Below are 22,350 nucleotides of genomic sequence, written 5' to 3' on the forward strand. Positions count from 1 at the left end.
CTCATCAGGGGACGGAAGCCGGCGTGCAGGGGGATATCACGCTGTCCTCGCCGGCCTGTCTGCCCAATATCAGGCACCCAGTTTCGTGGCAGAGTTGCCAACCGCCCGGTGTTTCTCCAGAGGCGGCGAGGCGTATCTCGGAAAGTGGTGCCAGCGTCGGCGTCCAGCGCCACCAGCCATCTTCAAGCACCGCCCCCTCGCCCGGCTCCATGCCGGCGCCGGATCCCTTGACGCTGGCCTGCCTCAGCTGCAGCCCGGAAGACGTCATCGCCCACTCTTCACGCCACTCGACCTTCTCGACCGAATGCTCCCAGGAGAGCGAAAAAGTCGTGGTCGGAATTGTCAGAACTGTTGCAGCAAGCGCGACGCAAAGGCTCATGGCGTCTCGGTCCGGGGCGGAGCCGTTCCGACTGGTGCGGGCGCCTTGCCCGGGAACTTCCAGGCCATGAGGGCAAAGAGCAGAACGAGCGCTCCACCGATCTCGTCGGTGATGGGCAGGGCCGCAACCAGGAAGAACGCGGCGGCAGCAGCGACCAGACGGTGCAAGATCGGCAGCGGCCGGTTGAGATAGCCGATCACGGCGATACCCCAGAGACCGATCGACAGGCTGGCCTTGATGACGATGTAGAGGACGGCAAGCGGATAACCGATGGCCTCGGCCAGCGGACCGCCATCCTGCAGCATCAGGGCCGGCGTGTAGACGGCCATGAAGGGAATGACGAAGCCGGCGGCTGCCACCTTCACTGCTTCGAAGGAGATGCGCAGGCCCGATTCCCGGGCAATGGGGGCCGCCGCGAAGCAGGCGAGTGCCACCGGCGGGGTCAGGTCGGCGAGGATTCCGAAATAGAAGACGAACATGTGGCTGACGATCAGCGGCACGCCGAGTTCGAGCAGTGCGGGGCCGGCGATCGAGGAAGTGATGATGTAATTCGGGATGGTCGGGATGCCCATGCCGAGCAGGATGCAGGTGAGCATGGTGAGGACCAGCGACAGGAAGAGGCTGTGCTGTCCGACCGCGACGACGAACTGGCCAAAGGTGTTGGCAGCGCCTGTGAGCGTCATGGTGCCGACGATGATACCGACCACGGCACAGGCGACGCCGACGGGCAACGCCGTCTTCGCGCCATCCGCCAGGCTGTCAACGCTGAGTTTCAGGGCTTGCCGGCCCCCCTTGACCAGGAAATTCCAAGCAATCAGCACCAGGATGGCGATCAGAACTGCGCGGAAGCCATACTGGAAGAAGGAGGCACCGGCGAGGCCGATGCCGATCCAGAAGATGGTGCGCACGGCCGTGTTCGACATGCCGATGGCAATCGAGCTGCCGAGGATGAGCAGCATGGTGAGCGCGAGGCCTGCGGTGCCGGCGAAAAGTGGCGTGTAGCCGGAGAAGAGGAGCCAGACGAGGGCTGCGAGCGGCAGCAGCAGATACCAGTGCTGGCGGATGGCGGCGAGTGGTGAGGGCAAATCCTTCGGATCCAGACCGCTGAGGCCCCGTTTGCCGGCCTCGAGATGCACCATCCAGAAGACCGAAGCGAAGTAAAGGATGGCCGGGATAAGCGCTGCCTTGACGATCTCGGCATATTCCACACCCAGCGTCTCAGCCATGATGAAGGCAACGGCGCCCATGACAGGCGGCATGATCTGTCCGCCCATGGACGATGTCGCCTCGACGCCGCCGGCAAAGGCAGGGCGGTAGCCGAAGCGCTTCATCAGGGGGATCGTGAACTGGCCAGTGGTGACGACATTGGCGACACCGGAGCCTGAGATGGTGCCCATCAGGCCGGAAGAGATGACCGAGACCTTGGCGGGCCCGCCGCGCTTGTGACCGACGAGGCCGAGGGACACATCGGTGAACAGCTTGATCATCCCGGCCCGCTCCAGGAAGGAGCCGAACAGGATGAAGAGGAAAATATAGGACGACGACACATAGGTCGGCACGCCGTAGATGCCCTCGGTGCCATAGGCCATGTGGTCGATCACCTGGGAAAAATCGTAGCCGCGGTGATTGAGCGGCGAAGGCAGATATTCGCCAAACAGGCAGTAGGCGAGGAATAGGCCCGAAATGATCGGCAGCGCCGGACCCATGATCACCCAGGCACCGATGAAGACGGTGGCGATGGCAAGGACCCCAAAATAGAGATCCATGGTGATGAGATCACCAGCGCGCAGGATCAGCGGCTCATATTCGACAAACTGGTAGACGGCGACGGCGACGCCGATCGTCGCGAGCGCCCAGGCGCCTGCGGTGTAGAGCGCGCCCTTGCGCAGATTGGCGGCTACCAGCGGGAAGCCGAGAAGCAGAAGAAAGGCGACATGGGTAGAGCGGACGAGCTGGCTCGGCAGGTCGATCAGATGAGCCGCGGTCGCGATCTGAAAGAGCGAGAAGGCAACGGCGATGCCGTAGAGCAGCTTGCCCTCGGCGGTCGCCGGAAAAAGCTGCTCATGGGTGTTCGGTTCATGCGACAGGGTCTGGTCCGCAGTCGTAGCGCTCATGGGTATCCGTCCGAAGGGTAAGCCAAGGGGCAAAGGACCGGACGGCATATCGGCCGCCCGGTCCCTCAGAGGTTTTCAGAAGCCCGAGGGGCTCACAGCATTCCCTTTTCCTTGTAGTAGCGCTCAGCACCCGGATGCAGCGGGATCGGCATGCCCTTGGTGGCATCTTCCAGCTTGATGTCCTTGGCGGCGTTATGCGCGGCCTGCATCTCCGGCAGGTTCTCGAACAGCTGCTTGGTCATCTCGTAGGCGAGATCGTCGGACACCTCGGAATGGGTCACAAGGAAGTTGACGACAGCGACCGTCGGCACGTCCTCCGTCTGGCCCTCATAGGTACCGGCCGGGATGGTGGCGGCGATATAGGGTGCACCGAGCGAATTGGCGACATCGGCCGGAACGGCAACCAGAGAGACCGGCAGCGAGGTGGACAAGTCCTTGAGCGAAGCGACCCCGAGGCCGGCGGACTGGAGGGTCGCATCGAGCTGACAATTCTTGATCAGTTCGACAAACTCCGCAAAGGGCAGATATTCCGTCTTGCCCAGATCTTCGTAGCTCATGCTGGCCGCACCGAGGATGGCGCGGGCGTTGAGTTCCGTGCCGGACTTCGGTGCACCGACGGACAGGCTCTTGCCCTTGAGATCGGCAAGCGAGGTGATGCCAGAATCCTTCGTCGCGACGATCTGAATGAAGTTCGGATAGATGGCAGCAATGCCGCGCAGTTTGTCGAGCGGTGCCTTGAAGCCTGCATCCGCATTGCCTTCCGCTGCCAGCTTGACGCTATCGCCGAGCGAGAAGCCGATCTCGCCCTTGCCCTGCTGCAACAGATTGAGGTTTTCGACCGAAGCCTTGGTGGCCTGCACCTGGGTGCGGACATCCGGGATCTTCTCGCCGTAGATCTTCGACAGGGCGACGCCCAGTGGATAGTAGACGCCCGAGGTTCCACCGGTCAGGACGTTGACGAATTGCTCGGCGCGCGCGCCGGATGTGCCAAATGCGACAGACGCGGCCAGGGCGGCTGCGACCAAGGTGCTAAGTCTCGAAAAATGCATGATTGTCCTCCCAAACAATGTAAGCAATTGCGACATCATGGGCAGGCGAGAGAGGAGCGTCAACCTCGTATTTACCGAAGTTCAGGGATATCCCGGCGGATACCGAAATCTGCGCTCATTCCCGGACGGGAATATGCAGGCCGACCTTGACGTCGCGCAGCACGACATTGGTGTGCATGCGACGGATCTGCGGGTTCTCGGCCATCAATTGCGCGCTGATATCGTCGTAATGCTCGACGTCGCGGGCGGTGATGATGGCAACGAGATCAACCTGGCCGGTGACGTAATAGACCTGCTGGACGTGCTCCTGCTTGTCGGCCCAGGCTCGGAAGCGGGTGAGCGCATCGTAATTGTCGCGTTCGATTTCCATGCCGGTGATGAAGGTCATCGGGAAGCTCGTCGCCTTGCGGTTCACCACGGCGATCTCGGCAGTGATGATGCCTTCGTCGCGGAGACGGCGAAGCCTGCGCTGCACGGCGGACGGCGACAGGCCGACCTTGTCGGCGATGGCTTCCGCCTTCAACTGGCAATCCCGCTGCACCACTTCGAGAATGCTGCGGTCGAATTGATCGAGCTTGTCCGGCATGGCTCCCCCTCCTTGCGCGACCTCGTTTTCGCCCCCTTAGCCCATTTCATTCAACTGCGCCATCTTTCCGCATCATTCGACGCCATCGCGCAGGATTTTCCCACATTGCCGCTGAAATGCGCTCGAAATCCGCAGCTTTGGCCTCCTATGGTCTCGCAATTGTCAAACTACCTGGGATCAAGATGACAGGAACCGCCCCGGCCGCGCTCGACGTGCACGACATCCACAAGAGTTTCGCCGGTATTGAGGTTCTGAAGGGCATCTCTGCCACGGCCCAACGCGGGGACGTGATCTCGATCATCGGTTCGTCCGGTTCCGGCAAGAGTACCTTCCTGCGCTGCATCAACCTTTTGGAAGCGCCCGACCGCGGCCGCATCGTGGTGGGAGGCGAAGAGCTGAAACTCAAGCCGTCTCGCAAGGGCAGCCTCGAGGCCGCCGACCGAAAACAGTTGGAGCGGCTGCGCACCGGGCTTGGCATGGTGTTCCAGAGCTTCAATCTCTGGGCTCATCGAACTGTGCTGGAAAACGTCATCGAGGCGCCCGTTCACGTTCTGAAAATGCCGCGCGGCGAAGCGATCGAAAAGGCGCAAGCGCTGCTTGCCAAGGTCGGTCTCTACGACAAGCGCGATGCCTATCCCGCCTTTCTCTCCGGCGGCCAGCAGCAGCGTGCGGCAATTGCCCGCGCGCTCTGCGTCGATCCGGCCGTCATGCTGTTCGACGAGCCGACCTCGGCGCTCGATCCGGAGCTTGTCGGCGAAGTGCTGAAGGTCATCCGGGATCTGGCCGATGAGGGCCGCACCATGCTCATCGTCACGCATGAGATGAGCTTTGCCCGCGAGGTCTCCAGCCATGTGATGTTCCTCGACAAGGGCCGCGTCGAGGAAGAGGGACCGCCGGACCAGGTCTTCGGCGACCCGAAAAGCGCCCGTTGCCGCGAATTCACCCGCAGCCTTGGTGGGCGCGGGACCGCTTGAACACAAATCCAGAACCATCCAACCAATCGGGGAAAACGACGATGAAACTGATCTCCCTTCTTCTCGCCGGTGCCGCCTTTGCCGCAACCGCCGTCACCGCCCAGGCCGAAGTCCGCTTCGGCATCATGAACGAGGCCTATCCGCCCTTCTTCGCCAAGGATGCCTCCGGCACCTGGAAGGGCTGGGAAATCGATCTGATGAACGCCGTCTGCGCAGAGATGAAGGAAACCTGCTCGATCGTCGACGTCTCCTGGGACGGGCTGATCCCGGCACTGCAGACGAAGAAGTTCGACGTGATCTGGTCGTCGATGTCGATCACCGACGAGCGGCTGAAGACCATCGATTTTACCGACAAGTACTATAACACGCCGAGCAAGCTGATCGGACCGAAGGACGCGACGCCAGGTGCGACGCCCGAGGCCGTCGACGGCAAGACGATCGGCATCCAGGTCTCGACCGTGCAGTCGGAGTATTTCAAGAAGTACTTCGCCGACAAGGCCGAGGAACAGACCTACGCCACCCTGGATGAAGCCTTCCAGGATCTTTCCGCCGGCCGTATCGACTATGTCTTCGGCGATTCCATCCCGCTTGCCGACTTCCTCAACACCGATTTCGGCAAGGATTGCTGCGCCGACATGGGCAATGTCGCGGATGATCCGTCGGTTCTCGGCATTGGTATCGGCGGTGGCCTGCGCAAGGAAGACACCGAACTGAAGGCCAAGTTGAACGCGGCGATCGCCGCCGTCCGCGCCTCCGGCAAGTATGACGAGATCACGAAGGCTTACTTCACCTTCGACGTCTACGGCCAGTAATCGGCAGGGATTGCGGACGAGATGGCGACAGGGTCGATGACGGCATGGCAATTGCTGGCGCTTCAGCCTCCGGGCTGGGGCGGCGCGCTGTTGACCGGTGCTGCGACGACCGTTGCCATCTCGGCCTGCGCTTTCTCCATCGGGCTGGTCATTGGTCTCTTCGGAGCGATCGGCAAGCTTTCCGACAACCGCCCGGTGGGACTGATCCTCAAGGGCTATACCTCTGTCATCCGCGCGGTTCCGGAGCTGATCCTGATCGTCGGGCTCTATTATGCCGGGACCGACGGCCTGAACCGGCTGCTGCTGGCGCTTAACCTGCCGACCATCGAGGTCAATGGTTTCGTGGCGGCCGTCGCCGTGCTCGGCTTCGTGCAGGGCGCTTACATGACCGAGGTGCTGCGCGGCGCGATCCTGGCGATCCCCACCGGCCAGCTCGAGGCGGCGCGGGCCTTCGGCATGTCGCCGCTCCTGCGCTTTCGCCGGGTAACGCTGCCGGCACTGCTTCCCAATGCTCTGCCGGGCATGGCCAATCTCTGGATGTCAGTCACCAAGGACAGCGCGCTGGTCGCCGTCGTCGGCTATCAGGAACTGGCGCTGACCACGCGTCTCGCAGGCGCCAATACCAAGGAATATTTCCTGTTCTTCCTGGCAGCAGCGGTCCTCTATCTGGTCATCACGCTTCTCTCCAACCTCGTCTTCCATGGCATCGAGCGCCGCGTGCGCCGGGGCCAGAAGCCGGCGCATTGAAGGGGACGTGAGATGAATTTCGAATGGATCGCGAAATACTGGCCGCTGCTGATCGAGGGCGCCGTTCAGACCGTTTCGCTGCTGGTTATCTCGGTCGGCTTCGGCTTTGTGCTGGCGGTGGGGCTCGCCTTTGCACGGGTGAGCGGCGGGCCTGTTATCCGCAATCTCGCGCTTGGCTATTCCACGGTGTTTCGCGGGACACCATTGCTGATCCAGCTCTGGCTACTCTATTACGGCGTGGGCTCGCTGCTGCCGATGGTGCCGGGCCTGAGACAGAGCTTTCTCTGGCCGATCCTGCGCGAAGGCTTCTTCTTCGCTGCCGTCTCCTTCACGCTCAACTTCGCCGCCTATCAGTCGGAAGTGCTGCGCGGTGCGCTCTTGTCCGTGCCGAAGGGGGAGCTTGAAGCAGGACGCTCGCTCGGCATGAGCCCCTTGATGCTGATCCGGCGCATCTGGCTGCCTCGGGCGATCCGCACGGCGCTGCCGACGATTGCCGGCGAGATCGTGCTGCAGCTGAAAGCCACGCCGCTCGCCTTCACCGTCACCGTGATGGATCTGTATGCGGTCGCCTTCAAGGTCCGCCAGGACACGCTTCTCGTCTACGAGCCGCTGCTCGTGGTCACCCTCTTCTACGTCGCGCTGACTGCGCTCATCACCCGCGCCTTCGGGGTGGTCGAGGCGCAGGTGCCGATACGCCGCTGAGGCGGCCCGAAAGTAAAGTGCCATGACGAAAGCCTTCGTGACCCATCCCCTGCCCGCGTCTGCTGGTCCTGAAACCCGGGCGCTCGATGCCGGCCTGGTGATCGATCCGGCGACCGGGGCGATTGCGCCCAATATCTCGATGTCGGTCAACAATGCGCTGATGCCCGGCGATGGTGCCTTTTCCGCCGATGGCGTCGAGGATCTCGCCGATCTTCCCTATCTCTATGCCCGCTGGACGAACCCCACCGTGCGGCAGCTGGAACAGCGGCTGGCAGCCCTCGAAGGCGCCGAGGAGGCGCTGGCGACGGCAACCGGCATGGCGGCGATCGCCGGGACGCTGTTCACCTTACTCAAGGCCGGCGACCATCTCGTCGTCTCGGATGTCTGTTATGCGGGCGCTGTCGAACTCACCCAGCGGGTGCTGCCCGATTTCGGCATCGAGGTCACGCCTGTCAACATGGCGCGGCTCGATCTGGTTGAAGCCGCCATGCGGCCGAACACGCGGCTCGTCCATTGCGAGAGCCCGGTCAATCCGATCCTGCGCATCGTCGATCTCGAAGCGCTGGCGGCCATTGCCCACAGGCATGGGGCGCTGATCTCGGTCAATTCGACCTTTGCCACGCCGGTTGCCACGCGGCCGCTGTCGCTCGGCGTCGATCTCGTCATCCATTCGCTGACCAAGTTCATCAACGGCCATGGCGACGTGCTGGGCGGGGCCGTGATCGGGCGGAAGGAACTGATCGCCCGTATCAGGGGTCGAGCCGGAGTCTATCTCGGGGCGACACTCTCGGCCCAGTCGGCCTGGCTGATCATGCGCGGCATCGACACGCTCTATCCACGCCTGCGCATGGCGTCGGATAGCGCCCTTGCCGTCGCCACCTTCCTGGAAGGGCATCCGCAGGTCGAGCGTGTGATCTACCCGGGCCTAACCTCCCACCCGCAGCATGACCTCGCCAAGCGCCAGATGGATGTGTTCGGCGGCATGATCGCGTTTCGCACGCGCGAGCCGAAAGCCGCCGCCGAGCGGCTCGCGACACGCCTGCGTGTCGTCCACTATGCCTTTTCGCTCGGTCACCAGCGCAGCCTCGTGGTGCTGCTCGATACCGAGGAAATGATGACCTCCACCTTCCGCCTCACCGGCGAGGCCCTCACCGATTACCGCGCCTATGCTGGCGACGGGCTCTTCCGCCTGTCGATCGGCCTCGAGACCACAGGCGACATCATCGCCGATCTCGATCAGGCGCTTATCCCTTGACCGTATCTGACGGAGACCTTTCCATGGCTGACACACTGATCCTCGACGGCGGCATGAGCCGCGAACTCTTGCGGCTTGGCGCGGAGCTGAAGCAGCCGGAGTGGTCGGCGCTGGCACTGATGAACAGCCCCGAGATCGTGCGCCAAGTGCATGAGGAGTTCATTGCCGCAGGCGCCGATGTCGTCACCACCAATTCCTATGCGCTGGTGCCCTTTCATATCGGCGAAGAGCGGTTCCGCAAGGACGGTCCGGCCCTGATCGCATTGGCGGGTCAACTGGCAAAGGAGGCGGCCGACGGCGCTTGCCGCAAGGTCGTGGTCGCCGGCTCGCTGCCGCCGATCTTTGGCTCCTATGAACCAGAGAATTTCGATCCCTCGACGGTGCAGGATTACCTGAAGGTGCTGGTCGAGAACCTTGCCCCTCATGTGGATGTCTGGCTCGGGGAAACGCTCAGCCTGATTGCCGAGGGCGAGGCCGTGCGCAAGGCTATCCAGGCGCAGCCGAAACCGTTCTGGATCTCGTTTACGCTCGCCGATGATGCGGCCCAGGTGGCCGGTGGCGAGCCGAAGCTGCGCTCGGGCGAGACCGTGCAGGCGGCAGCGGAATGGGCCGCGGGCTCGGGTGCCTCGGCGCTGCTGTTCAACTGTGCAAAGCCCGAAGTGATGAGACGCGCGGTCGAGACGGCGGCTGCGGTGTTTGCCGAAAAGGGTTCGACGCTCAAGATCGGCGTCTACGCCAATGCCTTCGAAAGCGACACCGACGACAAGGCCGCCAATGAGGGGCTGCATGATACCCGTGGTGATCTGACCGGCGACGTCTATTCCCGTTTCGCCTGCGACTGGGCCGAGGCTGGTGCGACCATGATCGGCGGCTGCTGCGGGATCGGGGCGGAGCATATTCACAGGGTCGCAGGGGCGCTCAGAGCGAAGGGCTGATTGCCCTTCAGCGCCACGCTCAACAGGCGCCGCTCCAATTGTGGCATTCCTGTGTTTTTTTCTCGGCGGCGCTCTTGAACTCCTGATGGCAGGCCCCATTTGAGCATCTGCGGACCGGGCCCCTCTGACGACGGATTACCCTCGTGATGTCGGACCGCATCGAGCACGCTCGATGCCATGCCCGGACCGGACCTCTGTTCAGCGAGACCGTGCGCGCATTGCATCGAGCCCGGTCAATGCAACAGAGGTCATACAATTGGAACTCCTGCTCATTCTGTTTCTCGGCAAGCCACTCTGGATGTGGTTGCTGTTCATCCTGCTGGTCGTAGCACTTCTTGCCTTCGACCTTGGCGTCCTCAACAAGAAGGACCATGAAATCGGCATCGCCGAAAGTTTGAAGCTTTCGGCCATGTACATCACGCTGGGCGTGCTCTTCTCCGGCTTCATCTACTGGCAGATGGATACGACCGCGACCGCGCAGTATCTGACCGCCTTTGTGGTCGAAAAGACGCTGGCGATGGACAATATCTTCGTCATCGCGCTGATCTTTAGCTTCTTCGCCATCCCGCGCGAATATCAGCACCGCGTGCTGTTCTGGGGCATTCTCGGGGTCATCGTGCTGCGCGGCATCATGATCGGGCTAGGTGCGACGATCGTCGACCAGTATCATTGGGTTCTCTACTTCTTCGCCGGCTTCCTGATCCTGACGGGCGTCAAGATGCTGTTCGTCGCCGACAAGGAGCACAAGATCGAGGACAATGCCCTGATCCGCTTCCTCAAGCGCCGGATGAACGTGACCGAAGAGATCGACGGCCACAACTTCATCGTCAAAAAGCCGGACCCGGTGACGGGCAAGATCAAGCGTTTTGCCACGCCGCTTCTGCTGGCGCTCGTCATGATCGAGATCGCGGACCTGGTGTTCGCCGTCGACTCCGTACCGGCTGTCTTCACGATCACGACCGATCCGTACATCGTCTACACGTCGAACATCTTCGCGATCCTGGGTCTGCGCGCCCTCTATTTCGCGCTGGATGCCATCCTGCACCGCTTCGCCTATCTGAAGTATGCCCTGTCGGTGCTGCTGATGTTCATCGGCTCGAAGATCTTCATCGCCTGGGGCATGGGCTGGGAGAAGTTTCCGCCGGAGTGGTCGCTCGGCATCACCTTCCTCATCCTCGGCGTGGGCGTCGGCTATTCCCTGTGGAAGACCGGTCCTTCGAAGGCCGTGGAAGCCAAGAGCCCGGCCGAGTAAGCCTGAGGTTTCCAGACACCGAACGACGAATGGCCCCGCAAGGGGCCATTCTGATGTCTGGGGGATCGTTTGTCTTCAGAGGCTGGCGGCCATGCAAAAGGCGGCGGATGCACCATCCGCCGCCTCTTGTCTGCAAATCAATACGTCGGCCCGGGGACGCCTCCCGATGACTGCTTACGCGCCGTCGAGCGGCTCGACGGCGGTCGGCTTGCCGGCGCGGTCGAGACGGATCTTTTCGATGCGGTTTTCGGCCGCGGACAAGAGCTGCTCGCAATGCTTCTTCAGAAGCTCGCCGCGCTCGTAGATGGCGATGGATTCGTCAAGCGCCACGTCGCCGCGTTCCAGGCGCGCCACGATGCTTTCGAGCTCGGCCACGGCCTTTTCGAAGGAATAGCCGGTGAGATCGGCGGTTACGGCGTCGGACATACTCAACCCTTCATCAGTCTTAAGATGTGCAGGCCCGCCGATTCGGCGAGGCCTTCGAGATCATAGCCGCCTTCGAGCAGGCTGACGACCCGGTTATGGGCGAAACGGTCGGCGACTTCGAGCAGCCTTCCCGTCGCCCAGTCGAAATCCTCGCCGACCAGATTGATCTGTGCCAGGGGATCGCGATGATGGGCGTCGAAGCCGGCGGAGATCAGGATGAAGTCGGGTGAAAAGTCGTTGAGCGCCGGCAGAACGCGGCTCTTGAAGGCCTCGCGGAAATGATCGGAGCCGACATTGGGCGAGAGCGGCGCATTGACGATGTTGCGATGCTTGCCCGTCTCGTCCTTGGCGCCACTGTAGGGATAAAGCGGCATCTGGTGTGTCGAGCAGAACAGAACCGAGGGATCGTCCCAGAAGATGTCCTGGGTGCCGTTGCCGTGGTGAACGTCCCAGTCGACGATCGCGACGCGCTCGACGCCATAGGCCTTCTGCACATGGCGGGCGGCGATCGCGACCGTGTTGAACAGGCAGAAGCCCATGGCCTTCGACTTTTCCGCATGGTGGCCCGGTGGACGACCGGCGACGAAGGCGTTGTCGGCCTTGCCGGTCATGACGTCGTCGACGGCCGAAATCGCGCCGCCGATCGCGGTCAGCGCCACCTGCAGGCTCTTTTGCGAGGCATAGGTGTCGGCTTCGAGCTGGTTGATCTCGCCTTCCTCCTCGGGGATCTGTCGCATGACAGCGAAGAGATGCTCCTCCGGATGGGCGAGTGTCACAGCATCCTCATTGGCCTGAACAGCCTTGATCCGCTCCAGACGGGCGAAGTTCGGGTGCTCCAAAGCAATGTTGAGCGAACGCAGCCGATCGGCCCGCTCGGGGTGACCTTCCGGCGTGTTGTGTTCAAGGAAGATCGGGTTCTCATAGAGACGGGTGGCCATGGGCATCCTTCCGGGTTCGCGCAGAAGATAATGCGACCGCCTGTCATCTTCCACCTCATATCCGGGTTTTACCCAGTCCATGCGGGGCGGCATGCCGGTGTCTGCCGCTCTGAGCGCTTGTGAAGCCAGCCCCTATGCCGTTAGATGCCGCTAACACATGAAAACACCAGGGGAACTGCATGGACGAGACGGAACGGGTGGAGGTGAGCACGCTGGTTGTTGCCTATCGCGACATTGCTCCGACCGGTGAAATGCAGGCTGCCGCCTATGTCATCCATGCCGAAGAGGCGGTGCGCCACTTCTGGCGCTATCGCCCACCGCTCGAAGACGAGCCGCATTACAGCCCGACCAAGTTCGAGGTCCGCCTGCATCAGCCATTGCTCTTTGAAGACAAGATCCGCATGACCGTTCAGGTCGACAAGATCGGCGGCAAATCTGTCGGGTTTGAAGTCGCGATGGAGAAGGACGGGCAGACCGTTGCCGAGGTCGACATCACCTGGACTGCCCGGGAGCCGGAGACGGGCGAACCAATCGCCCTGCCCGAAGACATCCGCGACTGGCTCTATCGTTACGTGCCCTGAGCAGGGATCAGGCTGGCGGGTATGTTACTCAGGCAGCAGCGCTCTGTCGGCCGCGCAGATGCGAACCAGTTGCTGCTGCCGCAGAGCCCGGCTCGCGCCGGGCGCTACGGCGATTGAGCTTGAAAATGTCGACCAGCGTCTTCATCTTGCCGGCGCCGAGTGCCATGATGTCGCTGGCCGCAGTGATACTCGACACCAGACCAGCATTCTGTTGCGTCGCCTGATCGAGCTGGTTGACCGCATTGTTGATCTCGCTCAGGCTGGATGCCTGCTCATTGGCACCCGTGGCGATGGCATCGACATTGGTGTTGATCTCGTTGACGAATTTCTCAATGCGCTCAAGCGAAGCGCCGGTGGCATTAACCAGCCGAACCCCTTCGGAGACCTCGTTCGTCGAGTTGAGAATGAGGGCGGATATCTCGCGCGCCGCCGCGGCCGAGCGCTGTGCCAGTTCGCGAACTTCCTGGGCCACAACGGCGAAGCCCTTGCCGGCATCGCCGGCACGGGCGGCTTCTACACCGGCATTCAGAGCAAGAAGATTGGTCTGGAAGGCGATCTGGTCGATGACGTCGATGATACTGCCGATCTCTTTAGAGGCATTTTCGATACGACCGATTGCCTCGACGGTGGAGCGCACCACCTCTACAGACTGACCAGTTGCCGCACGCGCCTCCTTGACGATCTCGCGCGTGTCGCGGGCCCTTACCGAGGCCTCCTTCACCGTGGCTGTAATCTGTTCCAAAGCGGCGGATGCCTGTTCGAGTGCCGCTGCCTGTTGCTCTGTACGGCGTCCAAGCGACTCGGCGTCACCCTTCAGGCTCTCGCTGTTTTCCGTCAGTGAACCGGTTTCACCAAGCACGCTTTCCAGTGTTTTCTGGAACTCCTCGATTGCCTTGTTGAAGTCATTGCGGAGCCGTTCGAATTCCGGAATGAAGGGATCGTCGATCGTGATGCGAATGTTGCATTCGGAGAGACGGGCGAGACCGGCTGCGATGGCATCCACCGCCTGGACACGCCCCGTCACGTCGATGGCAAACTTCACCACCTTGAAGACCCGGCCGTCCTCGTCGAAGATCGGGTTGTAGGATGCCTGGATGTAGAGCTTGCTGCCGTCTTTGCGAATGCGGGTGAACTCGCTCGACTTGAACTCGCCGGCGCGCAGATCCTTCCAGAAAGCATGATATTCGGGCGACCGGGCGTACTCGCCCTCACAAAATATCGCATGGTGCTTGCCCATGATCTCTTCCAGCTTGTACCCGATGGCAGAGAGGAAATTCGGGTTGGCGGTCAGGATCTGTCCGTCCGGCGTGAACTCGATTGTCGCCTGAGCGCGGGAGATAGCGTTCAGTTTGCCGCTGTTTTCCAGTTCTGCCCGCTTCCGCTCGGTGATGTCTGTGGCAAACTTGACGACCTTGTAGGGCTTTCCGCCGCGCATGATCGGATTGTAGGAGGCCTCAATCCAGATCTCTCGGCCGCCCTTGCCGAAACGCTTGTACTGAGCACTGAAGAACTCGCCACGGGAAAGGCGGCTCCAAAATGTCTTGTATTCCGGCGAGTTCGCATAGTCTTGCCCGACAAACATGCTGTGATGCTTGCCCACGATTTCTGCCAGTTCATAGCCGACTGTCAGGCAAAAATTCCGATTTGCGCTGAGAATAGTGCCAGTCAGATCAAATTCGATCACGGCCTGTGATCGATCAAGGGCATTGAGAATTGACCTGGATTCATTGCCGAAGAAAGGGAGAAGAGACATGGTTGCACCTCTGCATAACAATTCACTCAGAGTTTAATTCACTCTTCCTATATAAATACTTACTAAAATTTACGATTTATTTTAATCGATCGATGCGTCTATGGTTGTTGAGATCGAGACTTGGCCCCAAAACAAATGAAGCCCCCCGGGCCCGAAACCGGGGGGCTTCTATTCCTGCAGGCCAGAAGGAGGAGGAGGAGGGCCTGCAGTTTTGTGTCGGAGCGCGCTGCTTGGGAGGATCACATCGCGCCAGCCATTGAACATTAGGATAAATTGCTTAAAGCATCTCTAATAAAACCCTGAATGGATCGGCGATCGAAAATCGCAACTCCTCGCCCGCGTCGCTCAAGCAGCAGAAGGCGATCCCGCGAAAAAGACTTGCGCGAAGGCGCATCTCCCCGCATTGACGGGGCATGAAGAAGCTCCCAGAACCCCAGCGCCTCGACCAGCTCCTGGTCGCCCTCGGCCTTTTCGCCAGCCGCTCCCGCTCCCGTGACGCCATCCAGCGTGGCACGGTGAAGGTGGACGGCAAGGTGGTGGCGAAGCCCAGCCTCGTCTTTGCCGCCACGCACCAGTTCGATATCGACGATCCGGCACAGGATTACGTCTCGCGCGCGGCGCTGAAGCTCGACGCCGCACTCGACCATTTCAACCTCTCGCCGGAAGGCTGCCACTGTCTGGATGTCGGCGCCTCCACCGGTGGGTTTACCGAGGTCCTGCTGAAGCGGGGCGCGGCGCATGTGACGGCGATCGATGTCGGCCACGACCAGTTGCATCCGCGACTGGCCAGCGACCCGCGCGTGACCAATCTGGAGGGATTGAATGCGCGCTACCTGGAGCCTGAGGATTATGACGATCAGCCATTCGACTTTCTCGTCTCCGACGTTTCCTTCATTTCGCTGAAGCTGGCGCTGGCGCCGGCCCTCGATCAGGCCGAGCCGGGCGCGCATTGCCTGCTGCTGGTCAAGCCGCAATTCGAGGCGGGCCGTGAAGCGATCAGCAAGGCTGGGCTTTTGAAAGAACCGGAAACGGCGCCGCTGGTGGCCGCCGAACTGGAGCGCTGGCTGACAGAGGACATGGGCTGGACCAGCCTCGGCCTCATCCCCTCCCCGATTGCCGGTGGCGATGGGAACGAGGAATTCCTGCTCGCCGGCGTCAAGCCTGATGATGCCGAAGATGGCGACGACGATCAGGACGACCAAGAGGACGCAGCATGAGCGCCGAAACCGTCACGATTTCAAGCCTCGGCGCCAAAGGCGACGGGGTGGCGCATGGCGCTGATGGTCCCGTGTTTGTGCCCTTCGCCCTGCCCGGCGAAACCGTCTCGATCGCCAAGGTGAAGAACGAGGGCACGATCATGTCCTTCGCCACCACCTCGCCAGATCGCGTTCAGCCGCCTTGCAAGCATTTCGGTCCTGATGGCGTCGGTGGTGTATGCGGCGGTTGTTCGCTGCAGCATATGGCAAAACCCGCCTACAATGCCTTCAAGCGGCAGATTCTGATCGACGCCCTGAAGTCGAAGGGGATCGAGGCTCCCGTTGGCGAGATCTTCGAGGCGCATCCGCATCAGCGGCGCCGCCTCGTCTTCACCGCTAGGCGGCGTGAGACAGGCCTGGTCATGGGTTTCATGCAGGCGGAGACGCATCATGTCGTGCCGGTCGAGGAATGTCCCATCGCGTCGGACGGGCTGATCTCCCGGCTGGACGCGATCAAGATCATCGCCAATGCCTGTGGTGCCGAGCACTTCCGCGTCACAGTGACCGAGACGACCACCGGCCTCGACATCTCGCTCGACGGTTTGCGTGGCGGGCTCGGCGACCAGGAACGGCGCGCGGTCACCAATGCCGTGATCCGGCTCAAGGACATCGCCCGCGTCTCGGCCAATGGCGAGATCGTCATCGAGCCGCACAAGCCGCTGCTCGATTTCGCCGGCGCCCGCGTCGTGCTGCCGCCGGGTGGCTTCACCCAGGCAACGCATGAGGCGGAAGACCACATGGCGGCGCTTGCCATTGCCCATATCGGCAAGGCCAAGAAGGTTGCGGATCTGTTTGCCGGCGTCGGCACCTTCGCATTGCGGTTCGCCCGCTCATATTCCGTGCTCGCGGTCGAGTCTGACGAGAAGGCGGTAAAGTCGCTGGATTTTGCCGCCCGCAACACGCAGGGGCTGAAGCCTGTGAGCGTCGAGCGGCGCGACCTCTTCCGCCGGCCGCTGATGACCTCCGAATTCAAGGGCTTCGACGCCGTCGTCTTCGACCCGCCACGGGCGGGTGCCGAGGTGCAGTGTGCGGAACTGGCGAAAAGCCAGGTGAAGAAGGTGGTCGCGATCAGTTGCAATCCGCTGACGCTTGCCCGGGACCTCTCAATCCTGATCGCTGGCGGCTACCGGGTCGATAAGGTGACACCGATCGATCAGTTCCTCTGGTCACCGCATGTCGAGGCGGTTGCAACGCTCAGCAAGAAATAGGCGGAAATACAGCTTCTAGCTGCATTCGATTTCTTGCGCCACCCCCGATAATCATCTCTGATCACATCATCGAGAAAATGACGTGATCAGAGGGGGAATGACGATGTCTGAAGTCGCAGCCCACGGACATGGCGTTCGTGGCATGAGCCGTGAATCCCTGCTGGCCCTGGCCGGCAATGCCGATCCCGGAAAATTCGGCAAAATGTTTCCGCGGCTTAGGCCACTGCATGCAGAGGATGACGCGCTTTTCGATCTCGCAGAGGCCATGCGGGATAACAATGTCGACACGGGCGACCATCCGAAACTGCCGGCCGGATATACCTATCTTGGTCAGTTCGTCGACCACGACATTACGCTCGACACGACCCCGCTCGACAAGCAGCGCACCGATCCGCTGGCGACAGAGAACTTCCGCACGCCGGCGCTGGACCTCGACTCCCTCTACGGCGACGGGCCGGGCCTGCACCCGTATCTCTATGCCAAGGAGAGTCTCCGCGCCCCACCGGGGCCGAAATTTCTGATCGGCAAGGCGCAGATTTCCGACGCACTTCCCCGACCGGAAGAGGAACCGCCCCGGAAGATCCCAGAGCTCGACAACGACCTACCGCGCAATGCCCATGGCCGCGCACTGATCTTTGACGAGCGCAATGACGAGAACCTGCTGGTGGCGCAGTTTCACCTGCTGATGCTGAAGTTCCACAATGCGGTGGTGGATCATCTCAAGAAGACGACGACCGGCCTCAAGGACCCAGAGCTGTTTAAGGAAGCGCGACGGATCGTGACCTGGCACTATCAATGGATCGTGCTCTTCGATTTCGTCGAACGCCTGACCGAGCCAGGGTTGATCCGCAGGATCAAACATGAGGGACGACGCTTCTATCGCTTCCGCAGCCGGCCTTACATGCCGGCCGAGTTCGCTGCCGCCGCCTATCGTCTTGGGCATTCCATGGTCCGGGAAAACTACAGCCACAACGCCGTTTTTCGTCCCGGCGGCCTTGCCGACGGCACACTCGAACTCATGTTCAACTTCACGGGCAAATCCGGTCTGATCGTGGGGGACCTCGCGCCTAAGCCCCCTCCACCATCGCCGCTTGGACCGCATCGCACGCTGCCGTCCAACTGGGCGATCGACTGGCGCCGCTTTTTCGATCTCGAAACCCCTCTCGAAGAAAACTTCACGCTCAATCATGCCCGCCGGCTTGACCCGCTGATCGTGTCCGCCCTGCATACACTTCCCGATCATCCCGAAGACATGAGCACCGTGGCTGCGCGGGAGTTCGTCCTGCCGTTTCGCAACCTCAGGCGCGGTTCGCAGATCGGCCTGCCATCCGGTCAGGATGTTGCCCGCGCCATGGGCTTCGAGCCACTCAGCGAAAAGCAGCTTTCCGGGGGTAGAGACGGCGAGGCTGCGGCGCGAAACGGCTTTCACAAGGCGACACCGCTTTGGTACTACATCCTGAAGGAAGCCGAGCAGCTTCATGAGGGATTGAGGCTCGGACCGGTTGGATCAACTATTGTTGCGGAGACGTTCCTCGGCCTTGTGCACGGCGATCAGAATTCCTTCCTCTGGCAGAAATCCAACTGGACGCCGCACCTGCCGGCAAAGACGCCAGGGCATTTCACCATGGCGGATCTGATCACCTTCGTCGATGATATCAATCCGGTCGGCAACGGCGTCGGGGTGGTGCCCGAGGAAAAGCCCGCTCAGTAGGTCAAAAGCGTGCCGGAGCCCGTAACATTCGCGCAACGGCAGCGTCCACCGACGCGGCCGGGATTGGCCGGGCAGGACACCTGCCCACCACCGCCGACGCTGCCGGACTGGTCGACAACACAGATATAGCGCTGCGGGCGGACCGGCCGGTTCTGACGCGGGGTATTCTGGCTTTCGCTGATCGCGCCGCTGGTATCATTGACCAGGACAAAGGGGAGCGACGAGCTTGCTGCCGCTTCGGCTGAAGCCGGCGCGGCGATGACAAGCAGGCTGAGTGCGACACAGAACAAACGCAACATGAGAACCTCGGCAAGACTGGTGACAGCTGGAATTTTGCAAATGACGACGACCCGCGGACCGTCCCGGACAAGACCCGAACGGCCTAGGACCACTGTGGTTGCAGAGATTAGAGCCAAACACTGAATACAGGCTGAACCCTCGCACCCAGTAACGAGAAACGGCGCCACAGGGGCGCCGTTTCATTTTGTAGATTATCGATCGCCCGATCAGGCGGCGCGACGCTGGCCGGACGATGCGCCTGCCGAGCGTTCGTCGATACGGAACTGGTTGAGCAGAGCCGTCAGCGCCGCCGCTTCCTGAGCAAGGCCGTGGCTGGCGGCCGTCTGTTCCTCGACCATGGCGGCGTTCTGCTGGGTGCCCTGGTCCATGGTGTTAACAGCCGTGTTGATCTCCTGCAGGCCGGTCGATTGTTCGCGCGAGGCGGTCACGATGGCGTTGACGTGGCCATTGATCTCCTGGACCTCGCGAACGATCACGTCGAGCGCCTTGCCGGTCTCGTTGACCAGATCGACGCCGACCTTGACCTGGTCGCCGGAGGCGCTGATCAGCGCCTTGATCTCCTTCGCAGCATTCGCCGAACGCTGAGCGAGTTCGCGGACTTCCTGAGCAACGACGGCAAAGCCCTTGCCGGCTTCACCAGCGCGTGCGGCCTCGACACCGGCATTCAGCGCCAACAGGTTGGTCTGGAAGGCGATCTCGTCGATGACACCGATGATGTTGGAGATCTCGCCCGAAGACTTCTCGATGCCCTGCATGGCACCGACGGCCTTTTCGACGATCTCGCCGGACTTTTCGGCACCGGCACGGGCGCGGGTCACCAGCTGGCCGACTTCCTCGGCACGGCGGGCGCTGTCCTTGACCGTGGTGGTGATTTCCTCAAGTGCTGCTGCCGTTTCTTCGACCGAGGCGGCCTGCTGCTCGGTGCGGCGGGCGAGGTTGTCGGCAGAGGAGCGGATTTCGGCAGCACCACCGTCGATAGCGCGGGCATTGCGGCCGACAGTGGCGAGCGCGTCATGCAGCTTCTCGACGGAGGCATTGAAGTCGACGCGCAGGCGGTCGAGATCACCGGCGAACGGGGTCTCGATGCGCGAGACCAGGTCGCCATTGGCGAGGCGGCCAAGGCCATCGGCCAGCGAATGCACGGCAAACGAGACCTGCTCGGCCTCGCGGGCCCTTGCGGTTTCGCGCTCGCGGCGTTCCTGTTCGGTCATCGAGCGGGTCTCGTCCGCTTCGCGGGCGAGGCGTCCGCGCTCGATGATGTTGTCGCGGAAGACGGCGACGGCTGCGGCCATCTGGCCGATTTCGTCCTTGCGCGCGGTGCCCGGAATTTCAGCCGAGACATCACCACCGGCGAGCTTGCCCATGACGCCAGTCATATCGACAACGGGGCGAACAACGAGGCGCGACAGGAGCGCTGCCAGGATGCCGATCATGGCGACCACGCCGACGAGGGTGGCAACCGCGGCTGCGGTGCGGAACTCGCCGATCGCTGCGAAAGCGAGATCGCGGTCGATCTGCACGCCGAGATACCAGTCTTCGCGCGGCAGGCCCTTGATCGGCAGGAAGGAGACGAGAACATTGGCATCGGCGAAGGTGGTTTCGGTGATGCCGGAGCCAACAGTGGGTGTCTGGTTCGGGAAGGCATCCTTCAACGTCTTGGTGACGAGGTTGCCATCGCGATGAACGAGGATCGTGCCGTCCTGCTTGACGAGGAAGGCCGAACCCTTGCCGCCCATGTCGACCGAGTTGACCATGTTGACGAGCGAGGTCAGCGAGAAGTCGGAAGCCGCCACGCCATAGAGCTTGCCGTCCTTCTTGACGGGAATGGCGGCGCTGATGATCAGATTGCCGGTCGAAGCGTCGGCATAGGGGTCTGTCAGGACCATCTTGTCGGCCTTGACGGCATCCTGGTACCAGGGACGCTTGCGCGGATCGTAACCCTCCGGCAGCGGCTGGTTGGGAACGCTGGTAAAGACGCCCTGCTCGTCGCCGACATAGGTCGACATGAATTCGCGGATCAGGACCGGGTTGTCGAAAGCCGCGATGATGGCGGCCGCATCGGGCGCCTTGGCGGCGGCATTGCCGGCGAGTTCGGTCAGCATGACGCGGGCGCTCAGCCAGTTGGCGATGCTCTGCGAAGCCTGGAGACCGGAGCTATCGATCTCACTCTTGACGGCCGCACTCGTAGCGTTGCGCTGGAGGCTGTCTATGTAGAAGGAGAAACCGGAAAGGGCAGCGACCACCACGAGGGAGGCGACCACCAGGATCTTGGTCATCAGGTTGGAACTGGTCTTCACGATACGGTCCTGCAAAAACTCTTCGCGCAACTTTGGCGCGAGGGCGTCATGGGGCATTGTGTGCTCACGACACCATCATGGTGAGGAGACGGCAAAATCGCCGCCTATCCATGTTTAGCCTGCAGGATTTAATGGGTAATTAAGAAGAACCGAAAGGACTCGTAAGCCCTGCGTACGAGCCTTTCATCCGCGTCCCTTCATGAAGGCTTCGAAGGCGGCGCGGGCTTCGGCGCTTTTCAGCTGGGCCACGAAATGCACGAGCTCTTCCTGCATACGGGTGCGGACCTCGTCGGCGCTGCCCTTTACCAGGGCGCGTGCGATCTTCATCGCGGCCGGCGGCTTGGACGCGAGCTGCGAAGCGATCTTCAGGGTCTCTGTCTCGACCTGATCGGGCGAGACCACCTTCCAGATAAGACCGGCCTCGCGGGCCTGTTCGGCCGAGAAGCCTTCGCTTGCAGCGAGCATGGCAAAGGCGCGCTGGTGGCCCATGGCGCGTGGCGCGATCAGGCTGGAGGCGGCTTCGGGCACGAGCGCCAGATCGACGAAGGGGGTCTTGAACAGGCTGCGATCGGAGGCAACCGTCAGGTCGCAATGCATATGCAGCGTCGTGCCGATGCCGATCGCCAGGCCATCGACGCCGGAGACCAGTGGCTTGGTGACTTCAGTCAGAGCCTTGAGGAGGCCAAAGGCTGCGGGCTCGCCGACGGCGCCGGCCATGGCGAAGCCCAAGAAATCTGCCATGTCATTGCCGGCGGAGAAACAGCCTTCGGTGCCGAGGAAGACGATGGCACGGATCGTGTCGTCCTGCTCGCCCTCCAGCAGGCCTGCGGTTAGCTTCTCGTACATGGCTTGCGTGATCGCGTTCTTCTTGTCCGGGCGGTTGAAGCGCAGGACGAGGACGCCAGGATGGGCTTCTGGGCGGGTGATCTCAATGTGGTCGGTCATGGGGTTCTCCTTCTCTTCTCCCCAGCGGGGAGAAGTGCCGAGCGAATGCGAGGCGATGAGGGGGTCTTGTGAGGCTTCGCCTCCCCCTCATCTCAAGCGCAAAGTATTGCGCTGAGGCCTTCGGCCACCT

21 protein-coding genes are annotated in these 22,350 nt (G+C 61.9%); 11 read left to right on the plus strand and 10 right to left on the minus strand.

Translation table 11 applies throughout. The features are described from left to right. Positions 1–4 precede the first annotated feature (4 nt). The 4 genes from SJY08_RS12990 to SJY08_RS13005 form a co-directional block, all read right to left on the minus strand. Positions 5–379 carry a DUF1850 domain-containing protein gene (locus SJY08_RS12990; protein ID WP_377276101.1) on the minus strand — a complete coding sequence of 125 codons (375 nt, stop codon included), beginning with the start codon at positions 377–379 and terminating at the stop codon, positions 5–7. After that, on the minus strand, positions 376–2,493 hold the full coding sequence (locus SJY08_RS12995; protein WP_054148912.1) for a TRAP transporter permease: 2,118 nt from the start codon (positions 2,491–2,493) through the stop codon (positions 376–378). Before SJY08_RS12995 ends, SJY08_RS12990 begins: the two co-directional genes overlap by 4 nt. Positions 2,494–2,585: 92 nt before the next feature. Beyond that, positions 2,586–3,542, minus strand: a complete 957-nt coding sequence (locus SJY08_RS13000; protein WP_377276103.1) for a TAXI family TRAP transporter solute-binding subunit — start codon at positions 3,540–3,542, stop codon at positions 2,586–2,588. Positions 3,543–3,657: 115 nt separating this feature from the next. After that, positions 3,658–4,128 (minus strand): Lrp/AsnC family transcriptional regulator, encoded by a 471-nt coding sequence (locus SJY08_RS13005; RefSeq protein WP_054148910.1) that lies wholly within the window; start codon positions 4,126–4,128, stop codon positions 3,658–3,660. 182 nt (positions 4,129–4,310) lie between these two features. On the opposite strand from SJY08_RS13005, the gene SJY08_RS13010 reads away from it, so the two are divergent. From SJY08_RS13010 to SJY08_RS13040, 7 genes are all read left to right on the plus strand, one after another. Then, positions 4,311–5,102, plus strand: coding sequence for an ABC transporter ATP-binding protein (locus SJY08_RS13010; RefSeq protein WP_153761637.1), 792 nt, complete (start codon positions 4,311–4,313; stop codon positions 5,100–5,102). Positions 5,103–5,143: 41 nt separating this feature from the next. Beyond that, positions 5,144–5,914: a transporter substrate-binding domain-containing protein gene (locus SJY08_RS13015; protein WP_377276106.1), complete on the plus strand. Its 771-nt coding sequence runs from the start codon at positions 5,144–5,146 to the stop codon at positions 5,912–5,914. Between the two features lie 21 nt (positions 5,915–5,935). Continuing rightward, a complete protein-coding gene (locus SJY08_RS13020; protein ID WP_377276108.1) occupies positions 5,936–6,661 on the plus strand; it encodes an ABC transporter permease in 726 nt (241 codons plus the stop codon). A gap of 12 nt (positions 6,662–6,673) precedes the next feature. Beyond that, the gene (locus SJY08_RS13025; protein ID WP_054148907.1) at positions 6,674–7,363 is read left to right on the plus strand and encodes an ABC transporter permease; all 690 of its coding nucleotides are present in this window, start codon (positions 6,674–6,676) and stop codon (positions 7,361–7,363) included. Positions 7,364–7,385: 22 nt separating this feature from the next. Then, positions 7,386–8,618, plus strand: a complete 1,233-nt coding sequence (locus tag SJY08_RS13030) for a trans-sulfuration enzyme family protein (RefSeq protein ID WP_377276110.1) — start codon at positions 7,386–7,388, stop codon at positions 8,616–8,618. Between the two features lie 23 nt (positions 8,619–8,641). Continuing rightward, on the plus strand, positions 8,642–9,553 hold the full coding sequence (locus tag SJY08_RS13035) for a homocysteine S-methyltransferase family protein (protein ID WP_377276112.1): 912 nt from the start codon (positions 8,642–8,644) through the stop codon (positions 9,551–9,553). A 250-nt stretch (positions 9,554–9,803) separates the two neighbouring features. After that, the gene (locus SJY08_RS13040) at positions 9,804–10,805 is read left to right on the plus strand and encodes a TerC family protein (RefSeq protein WP_371418467.1); all 1,002 of its coding nucleotides are present in this window, start codon (positions 9,804–9,806) and stop codon (positions 10,803–10,805) included. A 174-nt stretch (positions 10,806–10,979) separates the two neighbouring features. Here SJY08_RS13040 and SJY08_RS13045 read toward each other — a convergent pair whose 3' ends face one another. Both SJY08_RS13045 and SJY08_RS13050 read right to left on the minus strand, forming a co-directional pair. Then, on the minus strand, positions 10,980–11,231 hold the full coding sequence (locus SJY08_RS13045) for an exodeoxyribonuclease VII small subunit (protein ID WP_054148903.1): 252 nt from the start codon (positions 11,229–11,231) through the stop codon (positions 10,980–10,982). A gap of 2 nt (positions 11,232–11,233) precedes the next feature. Continuing rightward, positions 11,234–12,169: a histone deacetylase family protein gene (locus tag SJY08_RS13050; RefSeq protein WP_377276115.1), complete on the minus strand. Its 936-nt coding sequence runs from the start codon at positions 12,167–12,169 to the stop codon at positions 11,234–11,236. A 179-nt stretch (positions 12,170–12,348) separates the two neighbouring features. Here SJY08_RS13050 and SJY08_RS13055 point away from each other — a divergent pair, with 179 nt between their 5' ends. Then, a complete protein-coding gene (locus SJY08_RS13055) occupies positions 12,349–12,750 on the plus strand; it encodes an acyl-CoA thioesterase (protein WP_377276117.1) in 402 nt (133 codons plus the stop codon). A 28-nt stretch (positions 12,751–12,778) separates the two neighbouring features. On the opposite strand, the gene SJY08_RS13060 is transcribed toward SJY08_RS13055, so the two are convergent. After that, positions 12,779–14,503, minus strand: a complete 1,725-nt coding sequence (locus SJY08_RS13060; RefSeq protein WP_054148900.1) for a PAS domain-containing methyl-accepting chemotaxis protein — start codon at positions 14,501–14,503, stop codon at positions 12,779–12,781. A 413-nt stretch (positions 14,504–14,916) separates the two neighbouring features. Between SJY08_RS13060 and SJY08_RS13065 the strand changes: the two genes are divergently transcribed. The 3 genes from SJY08_RS13065 (at position 14,917) to SJY08_RS13075 (ending at position 18,678) form a co-directional block, all read left to right on the plus strand. Next, the gene (locus SJY08_RS13065; RefSeq protein WP_054148899.1) at positions 14,917–15,720 is read left to right on the plus strand and encodes a TlyA family RNA methyltransferase; all 804 of its coding nucleotides are present in this window, start codon (positions 14,917–14,919) and stop codon (positions 15,718–15,720) included. Next, positions 15,717–16,967, plus strand: coding sequence for a class I SAM-dependent RNA methyltransferase (locus SJY08_RS13070; protein WP_300888897.1), 1,251 nt, complete (start codon positions 15,717–15,719; stop codon positions 16,965–16,967). The genes SJY08_RS13065 and SJY08_RS13070 overlap by 4 nt, the downstream gene beginning before the upstream one ends. A gap of 103 nt (positions 16,968–17,070) precedes the next feature. Beyond that, positions 17,071–18,678, plus strand: coding sequence for a heme peroxidase family protein (locus SJY08_RS13075; protein WP_377276120.1), 1,608 nt, complete (start codon positions 17,071–17,073; stop codon positions 18,676–18,678). Here SJY08_RS13075 and SJY08_RS13080 read toward each other — a convergent pair. The 3 genes from SJY08_RS13080 to SJY08_RS13090 all read right to left on the minus strand — a co-directional run bounded on the left by SJY08_RS13080 (position 18,672) and on the right by SJY08_RS13090 (position 22,220). Beyond that, positions 18,672–18,977, minus strand: coding sequence for a hypothetical protein (locus SJY08_RS13080; RefSeq protein ID WP_069041992.1), 306 nt, complete (start codon positions 18,975–18,977; stop codon positions 18,672–18,674). The genes SJY08_RS13075 and SJY08_RS13080 overlap by 7 nt on opposite strands. Positions 18,978–19,184: 207 nt before the next feature. Next, positions 19,185–21,275 (minus strand): methyl-accepting chemotaxis protein, encoded by a 2,091-nt coding sequence (locus SJY08_RS13085; RefSeq protein WP_153761630.1) that lies wholly within the window; start codon positions 21,273–21,275, stop codon positions 19,185–19,187. A gap of 183 nt (positions 21,276–21,458) precedes the next feature. Then, positions 21,459–22,220 (minus strand): crotonase/enoyl-CoA hydratase family protein, encoded by a 762-nt coding sequence (locus tag SJY08_RS13090; protein ID WP_377276123.1) that lies wholly within the window; start codon positions 22,218–22,220, stop codon positions 21,459–21,461. Positions 22,221–22,350 lie beyond the last annotated feature (130 nt).

It is taken from the genome of Rhizobium sp. R86522 (assembly GCF_042466255.1).
GTDB lineage: Bacteria > Pseudomonadota > Alphaproteobacteria > Rhizobiales > Rhizobiaceae > Allorhizobium.